Here is a 25,401-nt window from a genome sequence, read left to right on the forward strand (position 1 = left end):
TCAATTATTTTATTTAAAACAAATAATTATTAATATCATCATATATAACCTTTATTATAACTCCTATTGGAACTGCAACTATCATACCTACAAAACCACCTAACTTCTGCCCTACTAAAAGAAGTATCATTATAATTATAGGATGCATATTAGTACTATCTCCAGTTATTTTAGGAGACAATATATTTCCTTCTATTTGTTGAATTATAAACACAGCAATAAGTGTCCACAGAGCCTTATTAGGTGATTCAATTAAAGCTACAAATATAGCTGGAACTCCACCAATTATTGGACCAAAATAAGGTATTATATTTAGTACACCATTAAAGATTCCAAGTATTAAGGCAAATTTCACTCCTATAATCATGAGAACTGCAAAGGTTAAAACTCCAATTATTCCCGATAACAACAACTGACTTATTATGTATCTCGCTAGAACTTTATCTATATGACTAATAAGCTTTTTAGTTATTATTCTTTTTTCTGTAGGTAATATTAATAAAAGTTTATTATAAATCAAATCTCCATCTACTAAAAAATAATATGTAACTATAGGTATAATGGCGAGAGAGATTAAACTTTCAAAACACATAAATAACTTCTCAAGGAAATTGCCAGCGAGATTGCTAAAAAATATATTTACTTCCTCACTTATTTTAAAATATAGTGTTTGAAAAAATGATATATCATTTAAATGCATCTTATAAGCTAAATTTTCAATATATTCATCAATATTATCTAATATGTATCCAATATTATAACTTTCTCTTATTAATGAAGGTATTACTATATATGAAATTAAACATAAGCTTAATAATATTATTAATATAATTGAAATTGATGATATTTTTTTGCTTATATTAAATTTCTCACTTATACTATCTCTCATAGGTTTTAGAGCATAAGCTAAAATAAAGCTAATAAAAACAATATTTACTATACTATTTATTGTATTTATTTTTATATATAAAATTAGGATTATTATAAAAGATAAGATTATTAAAATTGGATTTATCACTTTTTTATATTTTTTATAACTCAGCATGTTTTTCTCTTACGAGGCAAGCTTTGAAGCCTAACCTCATCACTACCATAATATAAAATAAAATCTTCCCCTAATACACAATTTTTTAAAAGCAATATTTCCTTACCCTTTATTATCCTATCAAATATTCCAGAACTCATTATTAATCCTTTTATAGAAAAATCATTTTTTTCTATAATTAAATCCTCTAAAATCCCTCTCATAACATTATTTTTATCTTTTATATCAATATCTTTTATTGATTTAAATGATAATCCCTCTTTTTCACTTAACTCTTTTACAATCATAACTTCTTCTAAAGAAATTATATCATCAACCTTTACAAAATTCTTTTTGCTAAATAAAAAGTAGTTAGATATAAAAAAACCTTTTATTTCACCATTGTAAAAATCGATATAAATATCATCTACTATCCCTAAGTACTTCCCCCTTATATTATAAACCTTTAACAAATAGAAATCCTTGGTCTTTAACATAGTTAATCTCCTTTCTATAAAACAATAACTATATTATCCCCCAAAGAACAAAAAAAAATTCTCATTGATCATCTATGAGAATTTTTATTTTATTTATAGAATTTTTTCTATTATTCCACCACCAACAACTATATTTCCATCATAAAATACAACTGATTGACCTTTAGTAATTGCTCTTTGTTTATCTTTAAAAGAAACTTTAACTCTACCATTAGGAAGTGGTGAAATTGTAGCTTCTGCTGGTTTTGCTTGATATCTTACCTTAGAAGAAACCTTTATTTCTTCATTTAAAGTATCAAATGGAATAAAGTTAACATCCTTAGCAACTAAGTCTGTCTTAAACACATCTTCTTCTGGCCCTATAACAACTTCATTAGTTCTTGGATTTATATCTGTAACAAAAACAGGAGTACCTAAAGATAAACCTAACCCTTTCCTTTGGCCTATTGTATAATAAACTATCCCCTTATGCTTACCAAGTACATTACCATTTTTATCAACAAAATTCCCTTGTTGTATTTCATTAGGTCTAACTAGTGTAATATACTTACCATGATTATTATCAGGTATAAAACATATTTCTTCACTATCTTTTTTATTGTGAACAGCAAGACCAATTTCTTTAGCTATTTCCCTTATTTTATCTTTAGTATAATCTCCACAAGGCATTAATGTTTGACTTAATTGTTCTTGAGTAAAGTTATATAAAGCATATGTTTGATCCTTTTTATCATCATCAGCCTTTATTAAAAAATATCTACCATATTCATTTTTTTCTATTTTAGCATAATGTCCTGTAGCTACATAATCAGCTCCAATACCTTTAGATCTTCTTAAAAATTCATCAAACTTTATATGTTTATTACAAGCTATGCACGGATTTGGTGTCTTTCCTTCCATGTATTCTTGAACAAAATAATCTATAACTTTTTCTTTAAAGGAATCCTTAAAATTTAGAACATAAAAAGGGATTCCTAATTTGTCAGCAACTCTTCTAGCATCTTCTACTGATGAAAGTGAACAACATCCACCTTCTCTTTCAATATAATCTTCAGATTCATCATCAAAATGTTTCATTGTCACGCCTATTACATCGTAACCTTGTTCTTTTAAAAGGTATGCAGCAACAGAGCTATCTACTCCACCACTCATACCTACAACAACTTTCTTTTTCATACTCTGTTACCTATTCATGACCGTGAACATGATCATGTATATCATCATGCTCTTCAAAATCCCAAAGCTCTAAACCTGAATTTTTTCTATAATCATTAATTGCCTTATGAATTGCTTCTTCTGCTAATACTGAGCAATGCATTTTTACAGGTGGAAGTCCATCTAAAGCTTCTGCAACTGCTTTATTGGATAATTCCCAAGCTTCTTCTACAGTCCTTCCTTTAATTAATTCTGTTGCCATTGATGATGAAGCAATAGCTGATCCACACCCAAATGTTTTGAACTTAACATCTTTAACTATATTTTCTTCAATTTTTAAATAAACCTTCATTATATCTCCACATTTAGCGTTTCCAACTTCCCCTACTCCATTTGCATCTTCAATTTCCCCTACATTTCTTGGATTTCTAAAATGATCCATTACCTTATCGCTGTACATCATAATATTTTTCTCCCTTCTTTAAAAAGTCTTCCCATAATGGAGACATATTTCTAAGTCTTTCTATAATAGGTGGAACAACTTCTAATACATAATCTACATCTTCCTCTGTTGAAGCATCACCTAATGTTAATCTTAAAGATCCATGAGCTAACTCATGAGGTAAACCTATTGCTAATAACACGTGAGATGGATCAAGTGATCCTGAAGTACATGCACTACCACTTGATGCACATACCCCTTCAAAATCTAAAGATAGAAGTATTGATTCACCTTCTATAAATTCAAAAGTTATATTAGCATTACCTGGCAATCTTTTATCACCTTTAGGTCCATTTAATCTTGTATGAGGCACCTTTAATAATCCCTCTATTAATTTATCTCTAAGTGCAGTTAATTTCCTATTATGTTCTTCTAAACTCTCTGTTGCAAGTTCTATAGCCTTTCCAAGACCAACTATTGAAGATGTATTTTCAGTACCTGCCCTTCTAGCTCTTTCTTGGCCACCGCCATGAATTAAATTATCTATTCTTACACCTTTTCTTATATAAAGTGCACCCGTTCCCTTAGGTCCATAAATCTTATGTCCTGCTAATGATAATAAATCTATATTCATTTCTTTAACATCTACAGGAATATTTCCAATTGCTTGAACTGCATCTGTATGGAATAATACTTTTCTTCCTCTACAAATTTCACCTATTTCTTTAACAGGTTGAATTGTTCCAATTTCATTATTTGCAAACATAATTGAAACTAATATAGTTTTATCAGTTATAGCATTTTCTAATTCTTGTAAATTTATAAATCCCTCTTCATCAACATTTAAATATGTTACTTCAAATCCATTTTTTTCTAAATACTCACAAGTGTGAAGTACTGCATGATGCTCAACCTTAGTAGTTATAATATGATTTCCTTTTTTTCTATGGGCTGATGCTATTCCCTTAATAGCCCAGTTGTCTGCTTCTGATCCACCCCCTGTAAAATAAACTTCATTTGGATCACAAGTCAAAGCTTTTGCAACTCTACTTCTAGCTTTATCAATAGCCATTTTAGTTTCTCTAGAAATACCATAAAAAGATGATGGATTTCCATATTTCTCTGTGAAATACGGCATCATTTCTTCTAGAACTTCTGGTTTAACATATGTAGTTGCTGCATAATCCATATAAACATTTCTCATATTTATTCGCTCCTCTTTACAATCTTAATGGATTGATTTTCATCCTTCATTCTCGTATAGTCATCAACTATATCTTGAAGTGTTATATTTTTCATTACTTCATCAATACTATTTTTAATTTTTTCCCATAACAATCTAGTAGCACAAAAATCAATATTATCACACTCTGTTCCTTCAATACATTCTGCAATTTCAACAGGACCTTCAAGAACATCCATTACATCTGCTACTGTTATATCCTTTGGGGTTCTATTTAATACATAACCACCTTGAGCTCCTCTTATGCTCTTTATAAGTTTAGCTTTTCTAAGTGGTGAAAATAATTGCTCCAAATAATATTCTGATATACTTTGTCTTTGTGATATTGTTTTTATTGAAACGGGGGCATCTCCGTAGTGCATTGCAAGGTCTACCATAGCCTTGACCCCGTATCTACCTTTAGTAGAAAGCTTCATTATACTTCCCCCTTTTTAATGTTGACTATTTTAGTAGCCTTTACTTTTATATCTTATCAAACCACTCTACTATTGTCAATAATTCCAACTCTTCTCATAAAGCCTATTTTATGCTGGTCCAGTACTTATTTATACTTTCTTCATATTTATTTTTTTGAGGAAAATAGTATTTTGTATTATCTAAGTTATCAGGCATATATTGTTGTTTTATATAATGATTTTCATAATCATGGGGATATTTATAACCTCCAACACCTAGATTCTCTGCTCCACTATAATGGGAATCCTTTAGGTGATTTGGTACATCTCCTATATTTTTATTTTCTAAATCCTTTATTGCATTAGAAATAGCTAAATATGTACTATTTGATTTTGGTAATGTTGCTAAGTATATAACAAGCTCTGATAATATTAAAGAAGCTTCTGGAAGCCCTACCTTTAAAGCCAGTTCTATACCTGAATTAACAACAGTCAATGCATTGGGATGAGCAAGCCCTACATCCTCAGCTACTATTACAGAAATTCTTCTTATTATTGCCGTTAAGTTTCCTGATTTAATAAGCCTAGCTAAATAGTGTATAGCTGCATCTGCATCACTACCTCTTATACTTTTCTGAAGAGCACTTAACAAATTATAATACTCATCTCCACTTGCATCTGCTCTCATATGAGATTGATTTAAGCTTTCTATATATTCTACAGAAATATTTTTCACTTTTTTAAGTTGAGAATTTATAGCAAGTTCTAATATATTGTAAGCCTTTCTATAATCTCCTTGAGAAATTTCACTGATATATTTTAATGCTTCTAATGAATATTCCACCTCTATATCTTCATTAATTAACTTCTTTATTGCCTTTTCTAGCCCCTCAGTTATTTCTTCTATATTTAAGGCTTCAAATTTAAATATGTTGCATCTACTTAATATAGCCTTATGAATTGCAAAATATGGATTTTCTGTAGTGCTAGCTATTAATGTAACTCTACCATTTTCAATAAACTCTAACAAAGCTTGTTGTTGCTTTTTACTAAAATGCTGAAGCTCATCTATATAAATAACTACTCCATTATAATTAAGTAAACTATCTAAGCTTTCAGTTATTTCTTGAATATCTTTAACAGAAGCTGTAGTTGCATTTAACTTATAGAATTTTTTATCCACATAGTTAGCCATTATATTAGCTAAAGTTGTTTTCCCCGTTCCTGGTGGCCCATATAATATACAGTTAGGAATCATCTTGTTTATAATTAAATTATATAAAGGTTTTCCTTTAGCCAATATATTTTTTTGACCTACAAAATCCTCTAATCTTTTAGGTCTCATTATTTCTGCTAATGGTTTCATATCATATCCACACTTTCTTAAATACTTTAACTTTATTTAAATCCTTCATTTAATTCTGCTGCTTTTTCAATGTTTTCATACTCAGTAAGCCCTTCTATAAAATATAGCCCATCTTTTTCTTTTACAACAACTTCAACAGGAATATTTTCTCCTGTTGCTTCATCACTTGCTTTTTCATCACCATGAATCTCTACTGCCTTTGCTTTTATATTTAAAATCATACAAACCTTATACTTACCATTTTCTTCTTTAATACTTTTAACTGAGCTTTCATATTTTTCAAGATTTAGTTCACCTATATATAAGGAATAAAATTCTACATAATTGCAAACATAAAAGTTTTTTTCACTTATATGCTTTTTCATAGTATCATCATATCCATTTTTATAAGATAAAACTAGATCTATTGTTTCTTTTATGTCTTTTTCTTTTCCTTTACTTATACCCTGAGAACATCCAAACATAAGTATTTGTATAAATATTAAAAAAGTAACTACTAAAATTCTTTTTTTCATAAACTTCCTCCACTTTTAATGTTAATCTTATAAGCCCTTAAATAAGTTGTATTTATAAATAATATCATATTTTTTTTGTATATATGTATAGTTAGGCAATAAAAAATAGAGGATACTTTTAAAATCCTCTATTTTTTCTCTTATATATTATTTTTTCTTAGTTTCTTTTTTAACTTCTTTTACTTTTAGTCCTTCATAAGCATTTATATACATTTGTTTAATTTCGCTCATTAATGGATATCTTGGGTTAGCTCCTGTACATTGATCATCAAATGCTTGCTCAACCATTTCATCAATTGTTGCATAGAAGCTTTCTTTTAATACTCCTGCATCTGCTATTGATTTTGGCATTCCAACTTTATCTTTTAATTCGTCTATAGCCTTTGTTAATAATTCAACTTTTTCAGCTTCTGTATTTCCACCTAGTTGTAGGTAATCTGCTATTCTAGCATATCTCCAAGCTGCATTTGGATATTTGTATTGAGCAAAGGCTGTTTGCTTAGTTGGTGCATCTGCTGCATTAAATTTAATTGATTCATTTATTAATAATGCATTAGCCATACCGTGTGGTAAGTGATGGAATGAACCTAGCTTATGAGCCATTGAGTGGCAAATTCCAAGGAAAGCATTAGCAAATGCTAAACCTGCTATTGATGCAGCGTGAGCCATTTTTTCTCTTGCTTTTACATTTGTACTTCCTTCATTGTATGCTACTGGTAAATACTTAAATACTAATCTTATTGCTTCTAACGCTAATCCATTAGTATATTCTGATGCTAATACTGAAACATAAGCCTCAATTGCATGAACTAAAACATCAATACCTGAAGCAGCTGTTAATCCTCTTGGCATACTCATCATAAGTTCAGCATCAACTATAGCCATATCTGGAGTTAGTTCGTAATCTGCAAGTGGATATTTAACACCTGTTTTTTCATCAGTTATAACTGCAAATGGTGTAACTTCTGATCCTGTACCAGCAGAAGTTGGAATAGCAACCATCATTGCTTTTTCACCCATAGTTGGGAATTTATAAACTCTCTTTCTTATATCCATAAATCTCATAGCTAAATCTTCGAATCTAACTTCTGGATGTTCATACATTACCCACATAATTTTAGCTGCATCCATTGGTGATCCTCCACCTAATGAAATTATAACATCTGGATTGAATGCAAGCATTGCTTCTGCACCTTTTTTAGCTGCTGCTAGAGTTGGATCTGGCTCAACTTCTGAGAATATTCTAAAGTCTATTCCATATCTTTCTAAAACGTCTGTTATTCTAGCTGTATATCCAAGTTCAGCCAAAATTTTATCTGTTACTATAAATACTTTCTTTTTACCCATATCATGTAATTCTTGTAAAGCGATTGGTAAACATCCATATTTGAAGTAAGTCTTTTCTGGAACTCTAAACCAAAGCATATTTTCTCTCCTCTCAGCAACACTCTTTACGTTAATTAAATGCTTAGGACCAACGTTTTCTGAAACTGAGTTTCCTCCCCATGATCCACATCCTAGTGTTAATGAAGGCGCTAGTCTAAAGTTGTATATATCTCCAATAGCTCCTTGTGATGCTGGCATATTTATTAATGTTCTTGCAGTCTTCATAGCTGCTCCGAATCTAGCGATTCTCTCTGTTGATTTTATTTGATCTGTATAGAATACAGAAGTATGACCCATGCCACCTAATTCTATTAATCTACAAGCTTTTGTTAGAGCTTCATCAAAAGTTTTAACTCTGTACATAGCAAGTACTGGTGATAATTTTTCATGTGAAAATGGTTCTTCTAACTCTACTGATTCAACTTCCCCAACTAAAACTTTAGCTCCTACTGGAACTTTAACCCCAGCCATTTCAGCTATCTTGTATGCTGGTTGGCCAACCATATTAGCATTTAAGCCACCTTTTTCATTTAAAATTATCTTTCTAACCTTATCTACTTCTTCACCTTTTAATATGTATGCTCCTCTTGCAGATAATTCCTTTTTAACTTCTTCATAAACTTCATCCATAACTAAGATGCTTTGTTCTGATGCACAAATAACTCCATTATCAAAAGTTTTTGAAAGAAGTATTGAGTTTACAGCCATTTTTATATGAGCTGTTTCATCTATAATAGCTGGAGTATTTCCTGCTCCAACTCCTAAAGCTGGTCTTCCTGATGAGTAAGCTGATTTAACCATTGCAGGACCACCTGTAGCTAGTATTATATCGGATTCTCTCATAACATTTTGTGATAATTCAACTGATGGTTCATCTATCCAAGCTATTATTCCTTCTGGTGCACCTGCTTTAACAGCTGCATCTAAAACTATTTTAGCTGCTTCAATTGTAGCTTTTTTAGCTCTTGGATGTGGTGATATAATTATTGCATTTCTTGTTTTTAATGCAATTAATGTTTTAAATATTGCTGTTGATGTTGGATTTGTAGTTGGAACTATAGCTGCTACAACTCCTATAGGCTCTGCTATTTTAGTTATACCAAAAGTATGATCTTCTTCTATAACTCCGCAAGTTTTCATATCTTTATATTGATTATATATATATTCTGCAGCAAAGTGATTTTTAATTACCTTGTCTTCTACAATTCCCATTCCACTTTCTTCAACTGCCATTTTAGCAAGTTTAATTCTATTGTCACTTGCTGCCATAGCTGCTTGTCTGAATATTTCATCTACTTGTTCTTGTGTGTAAGTGGCAAATACCTTTTGCGCTTCTCTTAATTCTTTAATTCTTTGAGTTAATTCTTGTGCATTTGTTACAGCCATTTTAATTCCTCCTACATATCTATATAATAATTTTATTTTCTAAATTTTCTTTTTTGTCTATCGACTAAGTACAAGTTTATTTTAGTATATTGTCTAATTTTTGTCAATCTTTTTTGTTAAAAATTTATCATATTTTTTAAAATTATTTTTTCGTCCTATTTTAATACATTATTATAAAGTTATTTTGCACATATTTAAACCGTTTTCCCCTTATTATGTTCATATAATATAATATTCGACTTTTATTATTAAGTTATTTTCTGATTATTTGTGTTATTTTGAATATTGATATAATCTAATCGTAACTAATCTCTTAAATGTATATGGCATTTTAAGTAATATTATTGTTATATATATAACAATAATATTTTAATTTCTTACTTTTCATCTTTTTAAATACTCTCATCTAGATTTTAATATACAATTAGAACTTAATTACTATTACTTTTCCTAAAAATCATATTAAATATTCATATCATATAAAGGTTGTTATAAAAAAATAAATAGAAGGTTGTAATATAAATAAAACCTTCTATTTATTCAATAATACTATGCTAGTAAAGTTCTATCACTTAAATCTTCATTTACATTAGCTTCCTCAAATAATTTCATTAATTTGGAATGAGTTAACTCTTCTTTTTCCTTATCTTTTACATCAATTATAATTTGTTCACTATGCATCATAATAAGTCTATTTCCACTTTTAATAGCTTGTTTTAAATTATGAGTCACCATAATAGTAGTTACTCCAGTTTCTTTAACCATTTTTTCCGTTATATCCATTATCTTTAAAGAAGTTTTAGGATCTAATGCTGCAGTGTGCTCATCCAATAATAATAATTTGAGCTTTGTCATAACAGCCATTAATAATGTCAAAGCTTGTCTTTGTCCTCCAGATAATAAATTTACTTTTGTATATAATTTATCTTCTAATCCTAAATCTAATTCTTTAAGAATATTTTTATAATAGTTAATTCTTTTTTTATTTATTGCGAAAGACAATCCATAAATTTTTCCTTTGTTATCAGCTAACGATAAGTTCTCTAATATAGTCATGTTCGGTGATATACCAAGAGATGGATTTTGAAAAACTCTACCTATATTTTTGGACCTTTTATATTCATCCTTATTTGAAACATCTTCTCCATCTAATAGTATAATTCCACTATCACACTCTATATTACCAGATACTATATTTAATAACGTTGATTTTCCAGCACCATTAGATCCAATTATACTTATGAAATCTCCTTTTTTTTACTTCTAAAGAGAATTTAGAAAAAACTTTATTTTCATTATTTTTTTGTAAATAAAAATATTATAAAGCTAAAAATAAATTAAAGTTTAAGGGGCTGTTATAAAATAACAGCCCCTTAAACTTTAATTTTACTATTTATTCCGGAACAGCTCTATGTCCTATTCCTATCACAACCTCATCTAAATGTAATAGTCCAACACTAAGGAAAATACATACACTTAAGTGCTCACCTTTTCTAGCAATGCCTACTTTTCCTCCTACATTTTGACCACTTGCTCTATTCCAAACTTGCATTAAAGCATCTCTTGTTGCTCCTATTACTCCACCTTCATGCAAGTGTTCTTCTCTTATTACTCCATTTCTTTTAGAGGCTACTAAAGCCCTTTCTAATATTTTAGAAGTTGAGTCATTTATATTTCCGCCTATATTAACAGCAGTAACTAATACACCTTTTTTCTTGAATTCAGTTTTTAATTCTTCTTCCTCTTCTCTTGATGAAATAGCCATTCTTACTGAATATTTAGCAACATCTAAACTAGTGTTTCCCATAATATCCTCCCACACTCTAATTATTTACCCCTTAATAATATCACAAATATATTACTGAATATAGTAAAATTAAACTGTTGAAAGTAAATAACTGAAAGTTTATTCCAAATATTATTCTATTGATTCACATTTCTCCTTAAAATAATTATTCAGTTTTTCTAAAGATTCTACAAGGACATCTCTTTCGTTATCTAAAAGTCCACCCATCATAGATTTAACCATTTCATTATGAAATCTTTCGTGTAGCCTATGTGCAACTTTTCCTTTCTTCGTTAACTCTACAAGAACTACTCTTCTATCTTCTTCTATTCTTTTTCTATCTACATACCCCTTTTTAATTAGCCTATTTATTGCTGTTGTTAAGGTACCCACAGTAATCCCTAAGTCTTGTGCAACCTCACTCATCATTCTTTGTTTTCTTCCTATTGCTTCAATAGTATGCATTTCTCTAACTGATAAATCTGAAAAATGTCCATTTCTTAATGTTTTTTCTTCAATCTGTAGTATTTCGTTAAATATCTTTACTAATAACTCATTAACTACATTTTCACTTCTTTCCATAATAATTTTATCCCATCCTTTTTCTATAGTTCCTCAATTAAATAATAATCTAATATAAACTAAAATTCAATTACATAATGAATATTTTTATATAAAATATTTTGATTATCAAAGTTGTTTTACCTTTATTATATTAATATCATTTTATTACATTTAAATATACTATATTTTTATTATTTTTTAGATCATTTAATATAGTTTCAAAGCTAATATATTGAGGCTTTAATATAGTATAAATTGCATGAACTTCTTCTTTTGAACTATCTTCTTCTAATAAATACTCTATAACTTTAATAATTAAATTTTTACCTTCTAAATACTTTTCTATTTCTAACTTAGTATCCTCTAAATTATTATACTTAATTTCAATTTTTTTAATTACATTTTTAGATATGAACCTGTTTTCTATGCTTTTTAAAAATACTAGAGTTATTACAATTATTATAGCTCCAAATATACTTACATAATACTCGCCCATACCTATAGATAATCCTAAACATGCTACCACCCATAATGTTGCTGCTGTTGTTAACCCCTTTATATTACCTTTAGTATGCACTATAGCTCCAGCTCCAATAAACCCAACTCCAGTTATTACTTGAGCGCCTAATCTTCCATAATCTATTTTTATAATTTCACTTAGATCCTTGTTAGCTTCAATAATTGCTATAGCCTTATTTCCTATATCAATTTGTAGCAAAGATATTATTGTAGCTCCTACACAAACTAATATATGTGTCCTAAGTCCTGCTGCTCTGCGTTTTCTTTCCCTTTCATATCCTATAATACCACCAACAAAAACTGAAAATATCAACCTTATTATTATTTCCCTAATACTTAATGGCATGTTTTCCTCCCTTAAGAGTTTATAATATTATAGTATTTAATTTATATAAATTTGCCATCAGCCTATATATTTAGTAAAGCCTTATGAATATATAAACTTATAAAAATAAATTGAAACAATATTATTAAGGGAGCTAATTTTTAGCTCCCTTTATTTAAAGCATTGTGATCGCTAATAAAGTTACTATTATTCCTATAGCTATAATTAGATAGTAAAACCTATACTTACTTTCATTATCATATAGTTTTAATTTTTCTATCTTCCCTTTTGGATATATTACTTCAATTTCATCTCCTCGTTCTAAATTAATCTTATTACTTAAATATGAAATCGCTATTCTTACTTTTTTATCATCATCTTCAACCTCTAATATAGGATATAAATTTGCATTATATACTGTATTATATTCAGTTCCAGGCATTAGATAAGTGTAACTTTCAAAGCCTATTACTTTAGCTTTTTTTATAATAGATTTTTTATTTAATATAATGTTTTTCTCTAAATAAAAGAAAGTAAATATAGTTAAAATCAACCCAATAATTGCAAATAAAACTCCCATGGAAATCCCCCATTTAATGTATTATTTTATTATCTTCTTCACTAATATAGTATGCTATATCTTTTTAAAAGATATCTAATATGCTATTTTTCATATTTTTCTAATAAATTCTTTAATTATCTACTATTTTCTTTCACAATCTATACTATTAATAATAATTTATTAGTTTTTTAGGCATTTTATAAACTTTTTTAAATTTAACTTTTGTAAATAATAGACATTTATTTCGTTTACTAATTTACGTTATTAGGCTATTATTTAATTATAGCTATTAATAGGAGGTATCTTGTTTATATGAATTATACAAAAGTTAAGTTTGAAATATATATTCCTTCTGATTATTCAGACAAATTAAGAGAAGCTATAAATAGAACAGGCGCTTTAACTATAGGAGATTATGATAACTGTATGTCTATAAGTGAAGTCTCTGGATATTTTAGACCTTTAAAAGGATCAAATCCTCATATTGGAAAAGAAGGAGACTTATCTATTGAAAAAGAGGCTAAGATAGAATTTAGATGTGATAAAGATTTAGCCTTTGAGGTTATTAATGTTATAAAAAACCTTCATCCATATGAAGAACCAGTTTATAACATATTTCCAGTAATAAATTAAATAATAAAGATATTTGTGGTGGCTTAATTATAGTCACCATTATCTTTATGTTATAAATTTTATTTATAAGTAGCATTTTTATATAATTAGAATAATTTATTATAAACATTAATATATGAGGTACAAAATAATGAAAGTTGTTATAATTGGTGGTGGATTTGCAGGCTGCCAAGCTGCTATACAATCAAGGAAAATGGGTGCTGAAGTTCATATCTTAGAAAGAACTGATATGCTTTTAGGAGTTGGAAATGTAGGAGGTATAATGAGAAATAATGGTAGGTACACTGCTTCCGAAGAACTATCATTATTAGGAGCTCCAGAATTAATAGACATAATGGATTCTTTAGCTATCCATAAAAATATAGATTTTTCTGGTCATAAACATGCAAACTTAACGGATATAGGTAAAGCAGAACCAGAAATCAGAAGATATATATTATCTTTAGGTATTAATATACATTTTAAAAATAGAGCCATTAATGTACACCTAGAAAATAATACTATAACTAAAATAAAATTATCTGATGGGTCCTTTATGGATGGTGATGTCTTTATTGAAACTACAGGTTCTACCGGATCTATGACTAACTGCTCACGTTATGGAAATGGATGCTCAATGTGCATTTTAAGATGTCCAAGCTTTGGAGGTAGAGAAAGCTTAAGTTCTAAAGCAGGTATAAAAGACATTATTGGAGAAAGAAATAACGGTGTACCAGGAGCCATGAGTGGATCCTGTGAATTACCACGTGAATCTTTATCTAAGGATATATTAGATAAACTAGATAAGTATGGAGTTGTTTCACTACCAATTCCTAAAGAGGATATTAATTTAGATAAATTAAGTCAAAAAGTTTGCCAACAATATGCTTTAAAGGATTTTGCAGAAAATATTATTTTATTAGATACTGGTCACATTAAACTTATGACTTCATATTATCCTTTAGAAAAGCTTAGAAAAATACCTGGACTTGAAAATGCAAGATATATAGATCCTCTATCTGGTGGCAACTCTAATTCTATTAGATATCTAGCCTCTAGTCCTAGAGATAATACTATGAGAATACTTGGCATAGATAATATGTTTTGTGCTGGTGAAAAATCCGGATTTTTTGTTGGCCATACAGAAGCAATGGTTACAGGTGCACTAGCTGGATACAACGCTTTTAAATATATCTCAAAGGAAGAACCATTAATACTTCCTAGAAGCTTAGCAATTGGAGATATAATAGCTTTTGCAAATGAAACTATAGACATGGAAAATGGCAAAAGCATTAGACATACATTTTCTGGTGGAGAGTACTTTGAAAGAATGAAAGAATTAAATTTATATACAACAAATAAAAATCAAATTCTAGATAAAGTAAAGACTCTAAAGCTCCTAAATATATTTAATAAATAAAAAATGTTAGCCTTAAATTGATTTTAAGGCTAACATCTCTTCTTAATTAAATATAGTTACTACTAATTAGAAAATATATTTTTTATTGCTCCTGTTGGACATTTCTTAGTACATAATTGACAATTTACACACTTATCATAATCAACCTTAGCTAGATTATTAACCACGTGAACAGCATCTTTAGGACAGTTTCTTTCACAAAGCTTACATCCTATACAGGCTGCTGAACAATTTTCCTTTACGTGCCTTCCTATTTCAATATTGTTACACTCAACTCTTACTTTCTTTGAAACTGGAACAGATTCAATAAGTCCTTTAGGACATATATTTATACAAGCTCCACAATTTGTACATTTATCTAAATTTACTTTAGCAATTCCATTTATTATTTCTAATGCATCAAACTCACAAACATTTACACAACTTCCAAGGCCCAAACATCCATATGAACATGACTTTGAACCTCCATCAATCATAAGTGAAGCTGTTAGACAATCACTTACCCCTTCTAACTCATATCTTGATTTAGCTGAATCACAATTTCCATTACATTTTACAAAGGCAGTCATCTTTTCAGCGGCATCTACCTTAATACCTAAAATCCCACCAATATCTTCTGCTGTTTTTGCTCCCCCTACAGAGCATAAATTAGGCTTTGCTCCTACTGTTACAACTGCTTCAGCATATGCATCACATCCAGCAAAACCGCATCCCCCACAGTTAGCACCCGGTAAACATTCTCTTAACATTGGTATTTTAGGATCAACCTTTACTTCAAAAGCTTTTGCTGCAAAACCTAGTAGTACTCCAAAAATCAACCCTAGAATTCCCAAACTTAAAGCTGCAAATAAAATATTCATTTTAAATCTCCTCCTAGTGAATTAATCCCTGGAATCCTAAAAAGGCAATTGACATTAAAGCTGCTGTAAATAATGTAATTGGTAATCCTCTTAGAACTACTGGTATATTTTCATTATTATCTATTCTTTCTCTTATAAAAGCTAGTAGCACTATAGATAACATATAACCTAATGCAGCTCCTAAACCATTTACTATAGACTCTATAAAGCTATATCCTTCTTGTATATTTAAAGTTGCCACACCTAAAACTGCACAATTTGTTGTTATAAGAGGTAAATATATCCCAAGTGCTTTATGAAGAGCTGGAGATAATTTTTTCATCGCCATTTCAACAAATTGAACTAATGCTGCAATAACTAGTACATTAGCTATTGTCTTTAAGTATTCTAATTCTAATGGAACTAGCATTCCATTATATACAATCCATGACATTATAGAAGCTAATGTCATAACGAAGGTTACTGCAAGTCCCATACCTATAGCTGAATCCTTTTTCTTTGAAACTCCAAGGAATGAACATATTCCTAGGAATTTTGAAAGAACAAAGTTATTTACAAGCATTGCTGCTATGAAAATCATAAATAATTCCATTTGTTACACCCCTCTTAGTCCTTCTTTTTCTCTTTTATTTCTATTTCTTTTATTTCTATTCCGTTATTGCTTCCACAAGAACCAGTTCCACATCCTGAACAACTTCCGCAACTATGTTCTAAAGATTTAACTGCTTCTCCAGTTCTAGCTGCTTTTCTTATATTGTAGGCATTTAAAATTACCATAAGTCCACCTAAAGTAAAGAATGCTCCTGGTGCTAATATCATTATAGAAGCTGGTTTAATGCTTTCTGGTAATATTTGAATTCCTAGAATTTGTCCAGCTCCTAAAATTTCTCTAAAAGTTCCTATTAGGAATAATGCAATTGTAAAGCCAATTCCCATTCCAATAGCATCAAAAATAGATGGTAAAACTGGATTTTTTGAAGCATATGCTTCTGCTCTACCTAAGATTATACAGTTAACAACTATTAATGGTATAAAAATTCCTAAAGATGAATAAAGACTTGGAACATATCCTTGCATTAACATATCTACTATTGTAACGAATGATGCAATAACTACTATATATGCTGGTATTCTAATCTTATCTGGAATTAATTTTCTTATTGCTGAAATCATCATATTAGAAAATATTAAAACTATAGTTGAAGCTAGTCCCATACCTAATGCATTTTTAGCATTTGTTGTAACTGCTAAAGTAGGACACATAGCTAAAACTTGAACAAAAATCGGATTTTCGGTAATTATTCCATTTTTTAATCTTTCAATTAATTTATTCATTTTTCTCCTCCTAATTTATTATTAGTTTGCACTTGCTCCTGTATCTGCGTCAGTACCTTCTTGTGGTGCTAATTCCTCACCTTTTATATTTTCTAAATAAAAAGAAATTGCTTCATTTACTGCAGTCACAGATGCCTTACTTGAAATTGTAGCTCCTGATATAGCTTCTAATTCATTATCTTTATTAGGAGTTGTTTTAACTACTTCTAAATATCCATTTGCAGGTTTACCTTTAAATCTTGAAGTAAATTTATCTTCTGAAATTTTAGCTCCAAGACCTGGTGTCTCACTATGTGATAGAACTTTAACTCCTGCAACTTTATCATCTTTTGATATACCTACAACAAAATCTATTGGTCCATGGAAGCCTTTACTGTTGATCTTTAATACATATCCAACAACGTCACTCCCACTTACTGCTTCGTATATTTCCTTTACATTGCCTTCTGAATCTAAATTTATATCCATATCTTTAATACCTTCAGCTTGTGGTAATATATAACTTAAATCCTCTTTACTAATTTTAGAATTTTCTATAATTGCTTCTTTAGTTAAATCATTAGCAAAACCAAGTAATAGTCCTGCTATCATAGTTATAATTAGAAGGATTCCTCCTAGCTTAAAATTCTCTTTCATACTCTATTAAGCCTCCTTCTTAACTTTTATTTTTTTAGTTGTAAAATATTCTATAAGAGGAGTAAATAAATTAGTTATTATTATTGCATAATAAGGCCCTTCTGGATTAAAACCTTTTACTGCTATAATTGATGCACAAACCCCTGCTATTAATCCAAATATGTACTGCCCAACTTTTGTCATTGGTGTTGTTCCATAATCTGTGGTCATAAATATTCCTGCTATAAAAAATGCTCCTGGAAGTAATAAGTCTTTTCCAAAATAATTATACATTAGCATTGATGATATTATAAATGTAAGCGGAGCTCTTAAACTAATTCTTCCTCTTAACACTAAATATAATCCACCTATACATAGAGCTAAAATAGAAACTTCTCCTATGCTTCCATTTGCTTGTCCTATTATTTTGTCTATTAAAGGTACTACTACTTCTGAAGTTTCAGATGCTGATGATGTTGCATCTGCTACTGGTTTTGCCATTACTCCAGCCCATGATGCAATTAAAAACGCCTTAGTTGCAGCTGCTGGATTCATAAAGTTCTGTCCAAGGCCACCAAAAAATTGTTTTACAACAATTGTTGCAAATATTGATCCTATAATTGGTATCCATAATGGAACATAGGTTGGCATAATAAGTGCTAAGATAATACCTAATACTATTGGACTTAAATCACTTAAAAAAGCCCTTTTCTTTACAAACTTATTCCAAATACCTTCTGCTATAATACTAGTTAAAACTGTTGCAACTATTACTTTAACAGCATCAATTTTATAAAAATATACTCCTGCAAATATTGCCGGAATTAATGCTATAATAAAATCGATCATTATCTTATTAATCCCAAGCCCCTTTTTAATATAAGGTGCTGGTGATATTTTAAGATTTCTATTTTCCACACTCTTCACTCCTATTCAGATTTTATATTACTTATTTGAATGTTTTTGCAGTTTTTATAGTTTGTGCGATTTCTATATTAGAAGGACATACAAAGCTACATAAACCACAATCAATACATTTTTCTCCACCAAATTTAATAAATTCTTCTTTTTCTCCCATTTTATGAAGTTCGACTAATTTTATTGGATTTAATCCTTCTGGACAAATTCTTAAACATTTTCCGCATCTTATACAGCTATAGCTTTCCTCAGATAGTGAATCTTTTTCTGTTAAAAATAGTATTCCTTTAGAATTGTCTGATACTACTGAATCTAAATTATATATAGGTGTTCCATTTATACTTCCACCATCAATAACCTTCTTAAGTTCATCAGCTTTACCATTTAAAGCTTCAAAGACTTCTTTATATGTTGTTCCTTTTTTTAACGCAACAACTTTTCTACCATCTATAGCACTTCCATAAACAGTAGATAATATCTCTACTCTTTTTCCTCCTAAAGTTTGTCCCAATTGTACTACTTCTACTAAATCATAAATAATAGCCTCTTGAACATTTCCATAAGCTTTAGAAATTAATTTATTAGAATATAAATCTGTTATAGGTGATACTTTTATAACTTCTCCATATTCTTTCAATGCTTCTTGTAGACTTTTATCTTTTCCATCTACTACAAATTTCATTTCTGAAATTGACTTAATTTTTTCTAGTCCTTTTTTTAAATCTTCTTTTCTTTCTTTTACTATTGTTCCATATCCATTTAAATTAGGTTGAAAACTAAAAGCTTTAATTATAACTTTTTTACCTCTATTATTTTCATAAGGTAAAATCAAGCTTTCTTCGATTTCCTTAGCATTTAATTCTTTAGAATTATCAACTGATAATTCTAATATGCTAGCATCACTAAGTGTAAATAATTTGTTCAAAACATTTACACTATTAAAAAGACTACTTAACACTATAAAAAACCTCCTACTTTTATGCAAGTATTTACCGTTAAAATATACCACATTATCCGTATATTTTAACGGTTACAATGATATAGTACCATAAATAGAGTATTCTCACAACTTTTGTAATATTTTTAACAAAGTTTTTAATAAAAATTTAAAAATTTTTATACAAAACATTATAAACTCAAGAATCTCCATTAAAATCATAAAAAAGATTTTTTTTAAAATTTGTTTTTTAGTTATTTTTTTAACTATTCCTTTCAAATGAAAAAAGCAAGCTATTACAGCTTACTTTTTAAATAGTCATTATATTCCTTTAAATTTCTTAATTTATCTAATTCTTTGTCCTTCATCATATAATCTAAAAATAAATCATTTAATTCTATACTCTTTACTAAATCCTTAAAAGATTTATGTAATTCATCTATATTAGAGTAAAAACAACTTCTATTATAATATAAAAAGCCTGAATCGCTATTATTTTCTATTCCTTCCGTAATAACTTCTATAGCTTTATAAAAATAATTTTTCTCTCTATATAAAACCGCTAAATTTAAATAACTATATGGATAATATGGATTTTTTTCTATAGATTTTTTATAATATTTCTCTGCCTCATTGGCTTTATTTAGATTTTTAAGCAAAACTCCCATATTAAATAGAATTCTAAAATTGTTTGAATCTATTTCTAATGCCTTTTCCATATATTTAAGTGCTTTCTGAAACTCTCCAAGTTCTTCATAAATACATCCTAAATTTGCATTTGCCCATAAATCCTCTGGAACTAAATCTAAAGTCTTATTATAATATTTTATTGCATTTTGCTTATCACTTATTTCATCATATGCATTTGCTAGATAAAAATATGCTCTATCATAGTTATTATCTAACTTAATAGCAGTTTTATAATATTCTATAGCCTCTTCTAAAAATTCATCTTCATCATATAAAACCCCTAAGCCATAATAAGCCCTTGCATCTTTTTCCTCTACTAATATAGCCTCTCTATATTTTTCTTCTGATAAGTCCTTATACCCTAATTTATCATATAAAAGTGCCATATCTAGTATAAGCTCTATATCTTTTCTACCCTCTTCAAATCTATATGCCTTTCTGTAAAACTTTAGTGCTTTTGCATATTCTTTTTCAGTTATAAAGCCTCTTGCTATATTAATATAATTTTCAAAAAGATATCTATTATCTTTCATTTTATGACCTCATTTTAATTTTATTTATCTAATCTGTAAAGTTTCTTATTCCTTTACTTATTATGTTAAAGAAAAATATTTCTATTAGAATTATAAATACTATAACAATAAATATATTCATATTAAAGTATATTGATGCAGATGCTAAGAAAATATATAATGATCCCTCTAATAAAACAACTTCTCCAATCCATTTAGAAAATAGCTTTATATCTTTAATTTCTGAAAGATTAAAATTATTATTTATCATAGAAAAACTTTCTACTATAACTTTTAAAAGTAAAAGTTTCTTTTTTAATAATACAGTTATTCCAAGTATAAGCTCAATAAATCCCCATATTAATAATATATATTTAAAAACCATACTTAACTCCCCTTTATTATTTACCACAACACTTTTTATATTTTTTATTACTTCCACAAGGACATGGATCATTTCTTCCTATCTTGTCACTATTTACTATAGTCTTTTTATTCTTTTCAATTTCACCTTCTGAATTTCCTTTTAAAGTCCATCTTCTTACAGTCATAGATAGCTTTTTTAGCTCTTCTTTAAGTATATTATTTTCTTCTTCACTTTCTATTTCATATGCCTCTAAAAATACCTCTATAGCCTCTTCCAATGAAGCTTCATTTTTTATAGCTATAGAAAAGCTATCTATTTCCTCTTTTAGTATCTTTTTATCTATAACAAAAAGTTCATTTAGAACCTTTTCAAGCCTATTAGTTTGTTTGTTTTCTTCAATATAATCAGGTTTTGCAGCTTTAAATAATGTCTTTTTATCAAACTTTGCAAAACTTATATCTGTATTTTTATTAGTTTCTTCTATTATTAATCTAGGTTCCTCTACATCTATATGATAAATAATATCTTCATCTAATTGATAATCAAAGCCTAGTTCTTGTCCATCTAAAAGTAAACTTCTAATTCTTTCTTCTTCAAACTCATAATTGTAATCTTCTCTAATAATCTTACAAATATCCTTTATTGTAAGAGCACCATAAAAATAAATTATTCCAGCTGAAAGCTTTATAACTTCTGAGTTTAAAATAGAATTTAATCTTAATTCTTGATTTAACTTATCTTTTATTATATCACATAATTCTTTAGGCGTTACCACAAATAGTTTTGCTTTTTCAACTCCAGTAAACATTATTCCTCTATTTCTAAAATAGTTAGCATTTATCAGCTCTGAACCAAAATATTGTTTTTTACCATTTAAATTTATTATTTCACTTAAGTATGAAAATGCATCAAAATCTAATAAGTTTAATATATAATCAATATTATTTATAATTCCATCTTTAACTTTTAATAGAGCATCTGATTTTTTTAATGATGTAATTCCTTTAACTGAATATTTACTTCCTACTTTCACTAATTCTTCTTTAGTCATTCTATCTAAATGATATTCTAAAGATTCATTATCTTCTACATCTTTCCAAAGCTTTTCTACTTTTCTAATATCTTTTTTTATTATTTCTTCTTGTATTTTACTTATATCCTTATCCATACTAGTCACCTCTTAACTTCAATTAAAAAACATATACAATTATATATGTTTTTTTAATTTGTGTACATATTAAGATTTTTAACATAATAAAATAGATGATATAATTTTTAGCTATATCATCTACTTGTCTTTTAATAATTTATTTAACTTCTCTCTATTTTGAACTCATTATTTTCTATAAATACTTTACACTTCCCTCCTTTTGAAAGCCCTCCAAATAGCAATTCATCCACCAATAATGGCTTTACCTCAGAATTTATTACTCTTAATATTTCTCTCGCTCCAAACTCTTTAGATAATCCCCTTTCACTTATAAACTTAATACATTCACTACTAAATTCTAAATTTACGTTTTTACTAAGAAGTTTTTCACTAAATTTCTTTAGTTCTTTTTCTGCTATTTCCGTAGCTATTTCTTTGTTTATTTGGTTAAACACAACTATTTTATCTAACCTATTTCTAAATTCTGGAGTAAATATTTTCTTAACTTCATCATTTATAGCTTCCATTTTTATAGAGTCTCTTCCAAAACCAACAAGATTTTTACCTATATCTCTTGCACCAGCATTAGAAGTCATAATTATTATTACGTTTCTAAAATCAACCTTTCTTCCTCTATTATCTGTAAGTGTTGCATAGTCCATCACTTGTAATAATACACTTAAGATATCTACATGCGCCTTTTCTATTTCATCTAATAGTAGAACACAGTTTGGTTTTTTTCTTATAGTGTCTGTTAATAATCCGCCTTCTTCATAACCTACATAACCTGGTGGAGACCCTATAAGCTTTGAAGCAGCATGTTTCTCTCCATACTCACTCATATCAAATCTAACCAAATCGATTCCTAGTGTCTTTGCTAGTATTTTTGCTATTTCTGTCTTTCCTACTCCAGTTGGCCCAACAAAAAGCATTGATGCAATTGTCTTATTATCATCATTAAGCCCTGCTCTAGACATCTTTATGCATCTTGTTACTTCTTCTATAGCAGTATTTTGCCCAAAAATATTTTTCTTAAGTTCACCTTCTAAGGCTTTAAGAGAATTTATCTCTGTATTTTCAATAGTTTGTTTTGGTATAAGACAAATCTTTGATATTATTTCTTCAATTATATTTTCATCTACAATTCCATCTTTATAATATTCTCTATTTATATCAACATAAGCTCCTGACTCATCTATAATATCTATTGCCTTATCTGGTAAAAACCTATCACTTATATACTTTGAACTTAAATTTACAGCCAGTTCTAGTGCTTCTTTTGTGTATCTTACATTATGATAATTTTCAAAATTTTCTTTAATTCCTTCTAATATTTTTATGCTTTCTTCTATACTAGTTTCTTTAACCTCAACAATTTGAAATCTTCTTATTAAAGCCTTATCTTTTTCAAAATATTTCTTATACTCATCAAATGTAGTTGCTCCTATAAACCTTATTTTACCCTCTAATAAATATCCTTTTATTAAACTACCACCATCTAATGAGCCTCCATTTAAGGCACCTGCTCCTACTATATTATGGATCTCATCTATATAAACTATAGGATTTTCATAGCTTTTTATTTCATCTAATATTTGTTTTATTCTTTCTTCAAAGTCTCCTCTATATTTTGTACCTGCAAGTATTGATCCAATATCTAAGGAAAATATTTGTGAGTTTTTAAGCTTATCTGGTACATTTCCTTCTTTTATAAGCTTTGCAAGCCCTAAAGTTATTGCTGTTTTTCCAACACCCGGCTCTCCTACATGAACTGGATTATTTTTAGTTCTTCTACAAAGAATTTGGATAGTTCTATCTATTATATCCTTTCTTCCTACTAAAGGATCATTTTCCTCGTTAGATAGAGTCTCTGTTAAATTAATACAATAACTACTTAATATACTCTTTTTGGAGCTATTTCTATTATTAATCCCCATCATATTTATAGAGTTTCTAGTTGCATTATCTTCTCTAGATTTGTTATGAGAAAGTTGAAATAGCAAATCTGATCTATTTATATCTTGCTTCTGTAAAAAATATGCTGCATAACTGTCTTTAAGAGCATAAATTGCTGCTATTATATGTTCTAGTTCAACTATATTTCTCTCACTAAATGCAGCTTGTTGTGTTGCTAATATAAATATATTTCCTATTCCATAGCTTTCTTCTGGATCTTTATCCTGTGATTTTTCTACATACTCATTTATATAGCTTATTAAGTCATTTTTTAGCTCTTCTATGTTACAATTTAATTTACTAAGTATTTCTTTAAAATTTTCTTCTTCTAATGCACTTAGCAATAAATGTTCCGGTGTTACATATTCATCTTTATTTTCTTTTGCCATTTTATATGCTCTAAGTAAAATATCCTTAACAACTTTACTAATATCCATTTTAATCCTCCTCTACTGTAAGCTTAAAGGGAAATTCTTCTTCCTTTGCAATAGCCATAGCTTTACTTGCTTTAGATATAGCTATATCATATGGATATATTCCCGCTGTTCCCTTACCATTTTTATGAACTTCTATCATTATTTTGTTAGCTTCCTCTATACTTTTATTAAATATATCACTTAAAATAGCAACAACAAACTCCATAGTTGTAAAATCATCATTATGCATTATAACTCTAAACCTTTTAGGTACTTTTATATCTACAAGTTCTTTTTCTATTACATTAACATTAGTTTCCAAATTAATTCCTCCATAATTGTAATTTTTTATATAAATCTTATTTAAAATTATAGAATTTTTGATATCCTATATAAATCATACTAAAATATAATTATATATATTATATTATTTAAAGTCATAAAATAT

General features: G+C 28.4%; 26 protein-coding genes and 1 pseudogene. 2 read left to right on the forward strand and 25 right to left on the reverse strand.

The window, feature by feature from the left end; all coding sequences use genetic code 11:
• Positions 1–13: 13 nt before the first annotated feature.
• The 14 genes and pseudogenes from ACYUEX_RS09725 to ACYUEX_RS09790 all read right to left on the reverse strand — a co-directional run bounded on the left by ACYUEX_RS09725 (position 14) and on the right by ACYUEX_RS09790 (position 13,183).
• Complete coding sequence (locus ACYUEX_RS09725; protein ID WP_460287862.1) at positions 14–1,045, reverse strand: AI-2E family transporter; 1,032 nt, start codon at positions 1,043–1,045, stop codon at positions 14–16.
• A complete protein-coding gene (locus ACYUEX_RS09730; protein ID WP_411170451.1) occupies positions 1,039–1,521 on the reverse strand; it encodes a PRC-barrel domain-containing protein in 483 nt (160 codons plus the stop codon). The genes ACYUEX_RS09725 and ACYUEX_RS09730 overlap by 7 nt, the downstream gene beginning before the upstream one ends.
• Positions 1,522–1,614: 93 nt before the next feature.
• Entirely contained in the window at positions 1,615–2,697 is a 1,083-nt protein-coding gene (gene mnmA, locus ACYUEX_RS09735) for a tRNA 2-thiouridine(34) synthase MnmA (RefSeq protein WP_460287864.1), read from the reverse strand.
• 10 nt (positions 2,698–2,707) lie between these two features.
• Positions 2,708–3,139 (reverse strand): Fe-S cluster assembly scaffold protein NifU, encoded by a 432-nt coding sequence (gene nifU, locus ACYUEX_RS09740; RefSeq protein ID WP_460287866.1) that lies wholly within the window; start codon positions 3,137–3,139, stop codon positions 2,708–2,710.
• Complete coding sequence (gene nifS / locus ACYUEX_RS09745; RefSeq protein ID WP_411170448.1) at positions 3,123–4,322, reverse strand: cysteine desulfurase NifS; 1,200 nt, start codon at positions 4,320–4,322, stop codon at positions 3,123–3,125. Before nifS ends, nifU begins: the two co-directional genes overlap by 17 nt.
• A gap of 2 nt (positions 4,323–4,324) precedes the next feature.
• Positions 4,325–4,777 (reverse strand): RrF2 family transcriptional regulator, encoded by a 453-nt coding sequence (locus tag ACYUEX_RS09750; RefSeq protein WP_460287867.1) that lies wholly within the window; start codon positions 4,775–4,777, stop codon positions 4,325–4,327.
• A 103-nt stretch (positions 4,778–4,880) separates the two neighbouring features.
• Positions 4,881–6,122, reverse strand: coding sequence for a replication-associated recombination protein A (locus tag ACYUEX_RS09755; protein WP_460287869.1), 1,242 nt, complete (start codon positions 6,120–6,122; stop codon positions 4,881–4,883).
• 32 nt (positions 6,123–6,154) lie between these two features.
• Entirely contained in the window at positions 6,155–6,637 is a 483-nt protein-coding gene (locus ACYUEX_RS09760; protein WP_460287871.1) for a hypothetical protein, read from the reverse strand.
• Positions 6,638–6,784: 147 nt separating this feature from the next.
• The gene (gene adhE / locus ACYUEX_RS09765; protein WP_460287872.1) at positions 6,785–9,409 is read right to left on the reverse strand and encodes a bifunctional acetaldehyde-CoA/alcohol dehydrogenase; all 2,625 of its coding nucleotides are present in this window, start codon (positions 9,407–9,409) and stop codon (positions 6,785–6,787) included.
• A gap of 549 nt (positions 9,410–9,958) precedes the next feature.
• Positions 9,959–10,706: pseudogene (locus ACYUEX_RS09770) on the reverse strand (ABC transporter ATP-binding protein); the annotation flags it as partial.
• 96 nt (positions 10,707–10,802) lie between these two features.
• Complete coding sequence (locus ACYUEX_RS09775; protein ID WP_411170443.1) at positions 10,803–11,216, reverse strand: HutP family protein; 414 nt, start codon at positions 11,214–11,216, stop codon at positions 10,803–10,805.
• A gap of 111 nt (positions 11,217–11,327) precedes the next feature.
• Positions 11,328–11,777 carry a MarR family winged helix-turn-helix transcriptional regulator gene (locus ACYUEX_RS09780; RefSeq protein WP_460287874.1) on the reverse strand — a complete coding sequence of 150 codons (450 nt, stop codon included), beginning with the start codon at positions 11,775–11,777 and terminating at the stop codon, positions 11,328–11,330.
• 139 nt (positions 11,778–11,916) lie between these two features.
• A complete protein-coding gene (locus ACYUEX_RS09785) occupies positions 11,917–12,624 on the reverse strand; it encodes an MgtC/SapB family protein (RefSeq protein WP_460287876.1) in 708 nt (235 codons plus the stop codon).
• Positions 12,625–12,778: 154 nt separating this feature from the next.
• Entirely contained in the window at positions 12,779–13,183 is a 405-nt protein-coding gene (locus ACYUEX_RS09790; protein WP_460287877.1) for a hypothetical protein, read from the reverse strand.
• Between the two features lie 294 nt (positions 13,184–13,477).
• Here ACYUEX_RS09790 and ACYUEX_RS09795 point away from each other — a divergent pair, with 294 nt between their 5' ends.
• Entirely contained in the window at positions 13,478–13,798 is a 321-nt protein-coding gene (locus tag ACYUEX_RS09795; protein WP_411170440.1) for a YqfO family protein, read from the forward strand.
• Positions 13,799–13,928: 130 nt separating this feature from the next.
• Positions 13,929–15,197, forward strand: coding sequence for an FAD-dependent oxidoreductase (locus tag ACYUEX_RS09800; protein WP_460287879.1), 1,269 nt, complete (start codon positions 13,929–13,931; stop codon positions 15,195–15,197).
• 62 nt (positions 15,198–15,259) lie between these two features.
• On the opposite strand, the gene ACYUEX_RS09805 is transcribed toward ACYUEX_RS09800, so the two are convergent.
• The 11 genes from ACYUEX_RS09805 to ACYUEX_RS09855 all read right to left on the reverse strand — a co-directional run bounded on the left by ACYUEX_RS09805 (position 15,260) and on the right by ACYUEX_RS09855 (position 25,275).
• Positions 15,260–16,057 (reverse strand): RnfABCDGE type electron transport complex subunit B, encoded by a 798-nt coding sequence (locus ACYUEX_RS09805; protein WP_460287881.1) that lies wholly within the window; start codon positions 16,055–16,057, stop codon positions 15,260–15,262.
• Positions 16,058–16,070: 13 nt separating this feature from the next.
• Positions 16,071–16,649, reverse strand: a complete 579-nt coding sequence (gene rsxA, locus ACYUEX_RS09810) for an electron transport complex subunit RsxA (RefSeq protein WP_411170437.1) — start codon at positions 16,647–16,649, stop codon at positions 16,071–16,073.
• 14 nt (positions 16,650–16,663) lie between these two features.
• Positions 16,664–17,392: an electron transport complex subunit RsxE gene (gene rsxE / locus ACYUEX_RS09815; RefSeq protein ID WP_411170436.1), complete on the reverse strand. Its 729-nt coding sequence runs from the start codon at positions 17,390–17,392 to the stop codon at positions 16,664–16,666.
• A gap of 21 nt (positions 17,393–17,413) precedes the next feature.
• On the reverse strand, positions 17,414–18,028 hold the full coding sequence (locus tag ACYUEX_RS09820) for an RnfABCDGE type electron transport complex subunit G (protein ID WP_411170435.1): 615 nt from the start codon (positions 18,026–18,028) through the stop codon (positions 17,414–17,416).
• 6 nt (positions 18,029–18,034) lie between these two features.
• A complete protein-coding gene (locus tag ACYUEX_RS09825; RefSeq protein ID WP_411170434.1) occupies positions 18,035–18,925 on the reverse strand; it encodes an RnfABCDGE type electron transport complex subunit D in 891 nt (296 codons plus the stop codon).
• A 31-nt stretch (positions 18,926–18,956) separates the two neighbouring features.
• Entirely contained in the window at positions 18,957–19,883 is a 927-nt protein-coding gene (locus ACYUEX_RS09830; RefSeq protein ID WP_460287883.1) for a 4Fe-4S dicluster domain-containing protein, read from the reverse strand.
• A gap of 275 nt (positions 19,884–20,158) precedes the next feature.
• The gene (locus ACYUEX_RS09835) at positions 20,159–21,085 is read right to left on the reverse strand and encodes a tetratricopeptide repeat protein (protein ID WP_460287884.1); all 927 of its coding nucleotides are present in this window, start codon (positions 21,083–21,085) and stop codon (positions 20,159–20,161) included.
• Positions 21,086–21,113: 28 nt separating this feature from the next.
• On the reverse strand, positions 21,114–21,449 hold the full coding sequence (locus ACYUEX_RS09840) for a hypothetical protein (protein WP_460287885.1): 336 nt from the start codon (positions 21,447–21,449) through the stop codon (positions 21,114–21,116).
• Between the two features lie 16 nt (positions 21,450–21,465).
• Positions 21,466–22,599: an SEC-C metal-binding domain-containing protein gene (locus ACYUEX_RS09845; protein WP_460287886.1), complete on the reverse strand. Its 1,134-nt coding sequence runs from the start codon at positions 22,597–22,599 to the stop codon at positions 21,466–21,468.
• Between the two features lie 143 nt (positions 22,600–22,742).
• Positions 22,743–24,974: an AAA family ATPase gene (locus ACYUEX_RS09850; RefSeq protein WP_460287888.1), complete on the reverse strand. Its 2,232-nt coding sequence runs from the start codon at positions 24,972–24,974 to the stop codon at positions 22,743–22,745.
• Position 24,975: 1 nt separating this feature from the next.
• Positions 24,976–25,275: an ATP-dependent Clp protease adaptor ClpS gene (locus ACYUEX_RS09855; protein WP_460287890.1), complete on the reverse strand. Its 300-nt coding sequence runs from the start codon at positions 25,273–25,275 to the stop codon at positions 24,976–24,978.
• Positions 25,276–25,401 lie beyond the last annotated feature (126 nt).

It is taken from the genome of Clostridium sp. CTA-7 (genome assembly GCF_054768095.1).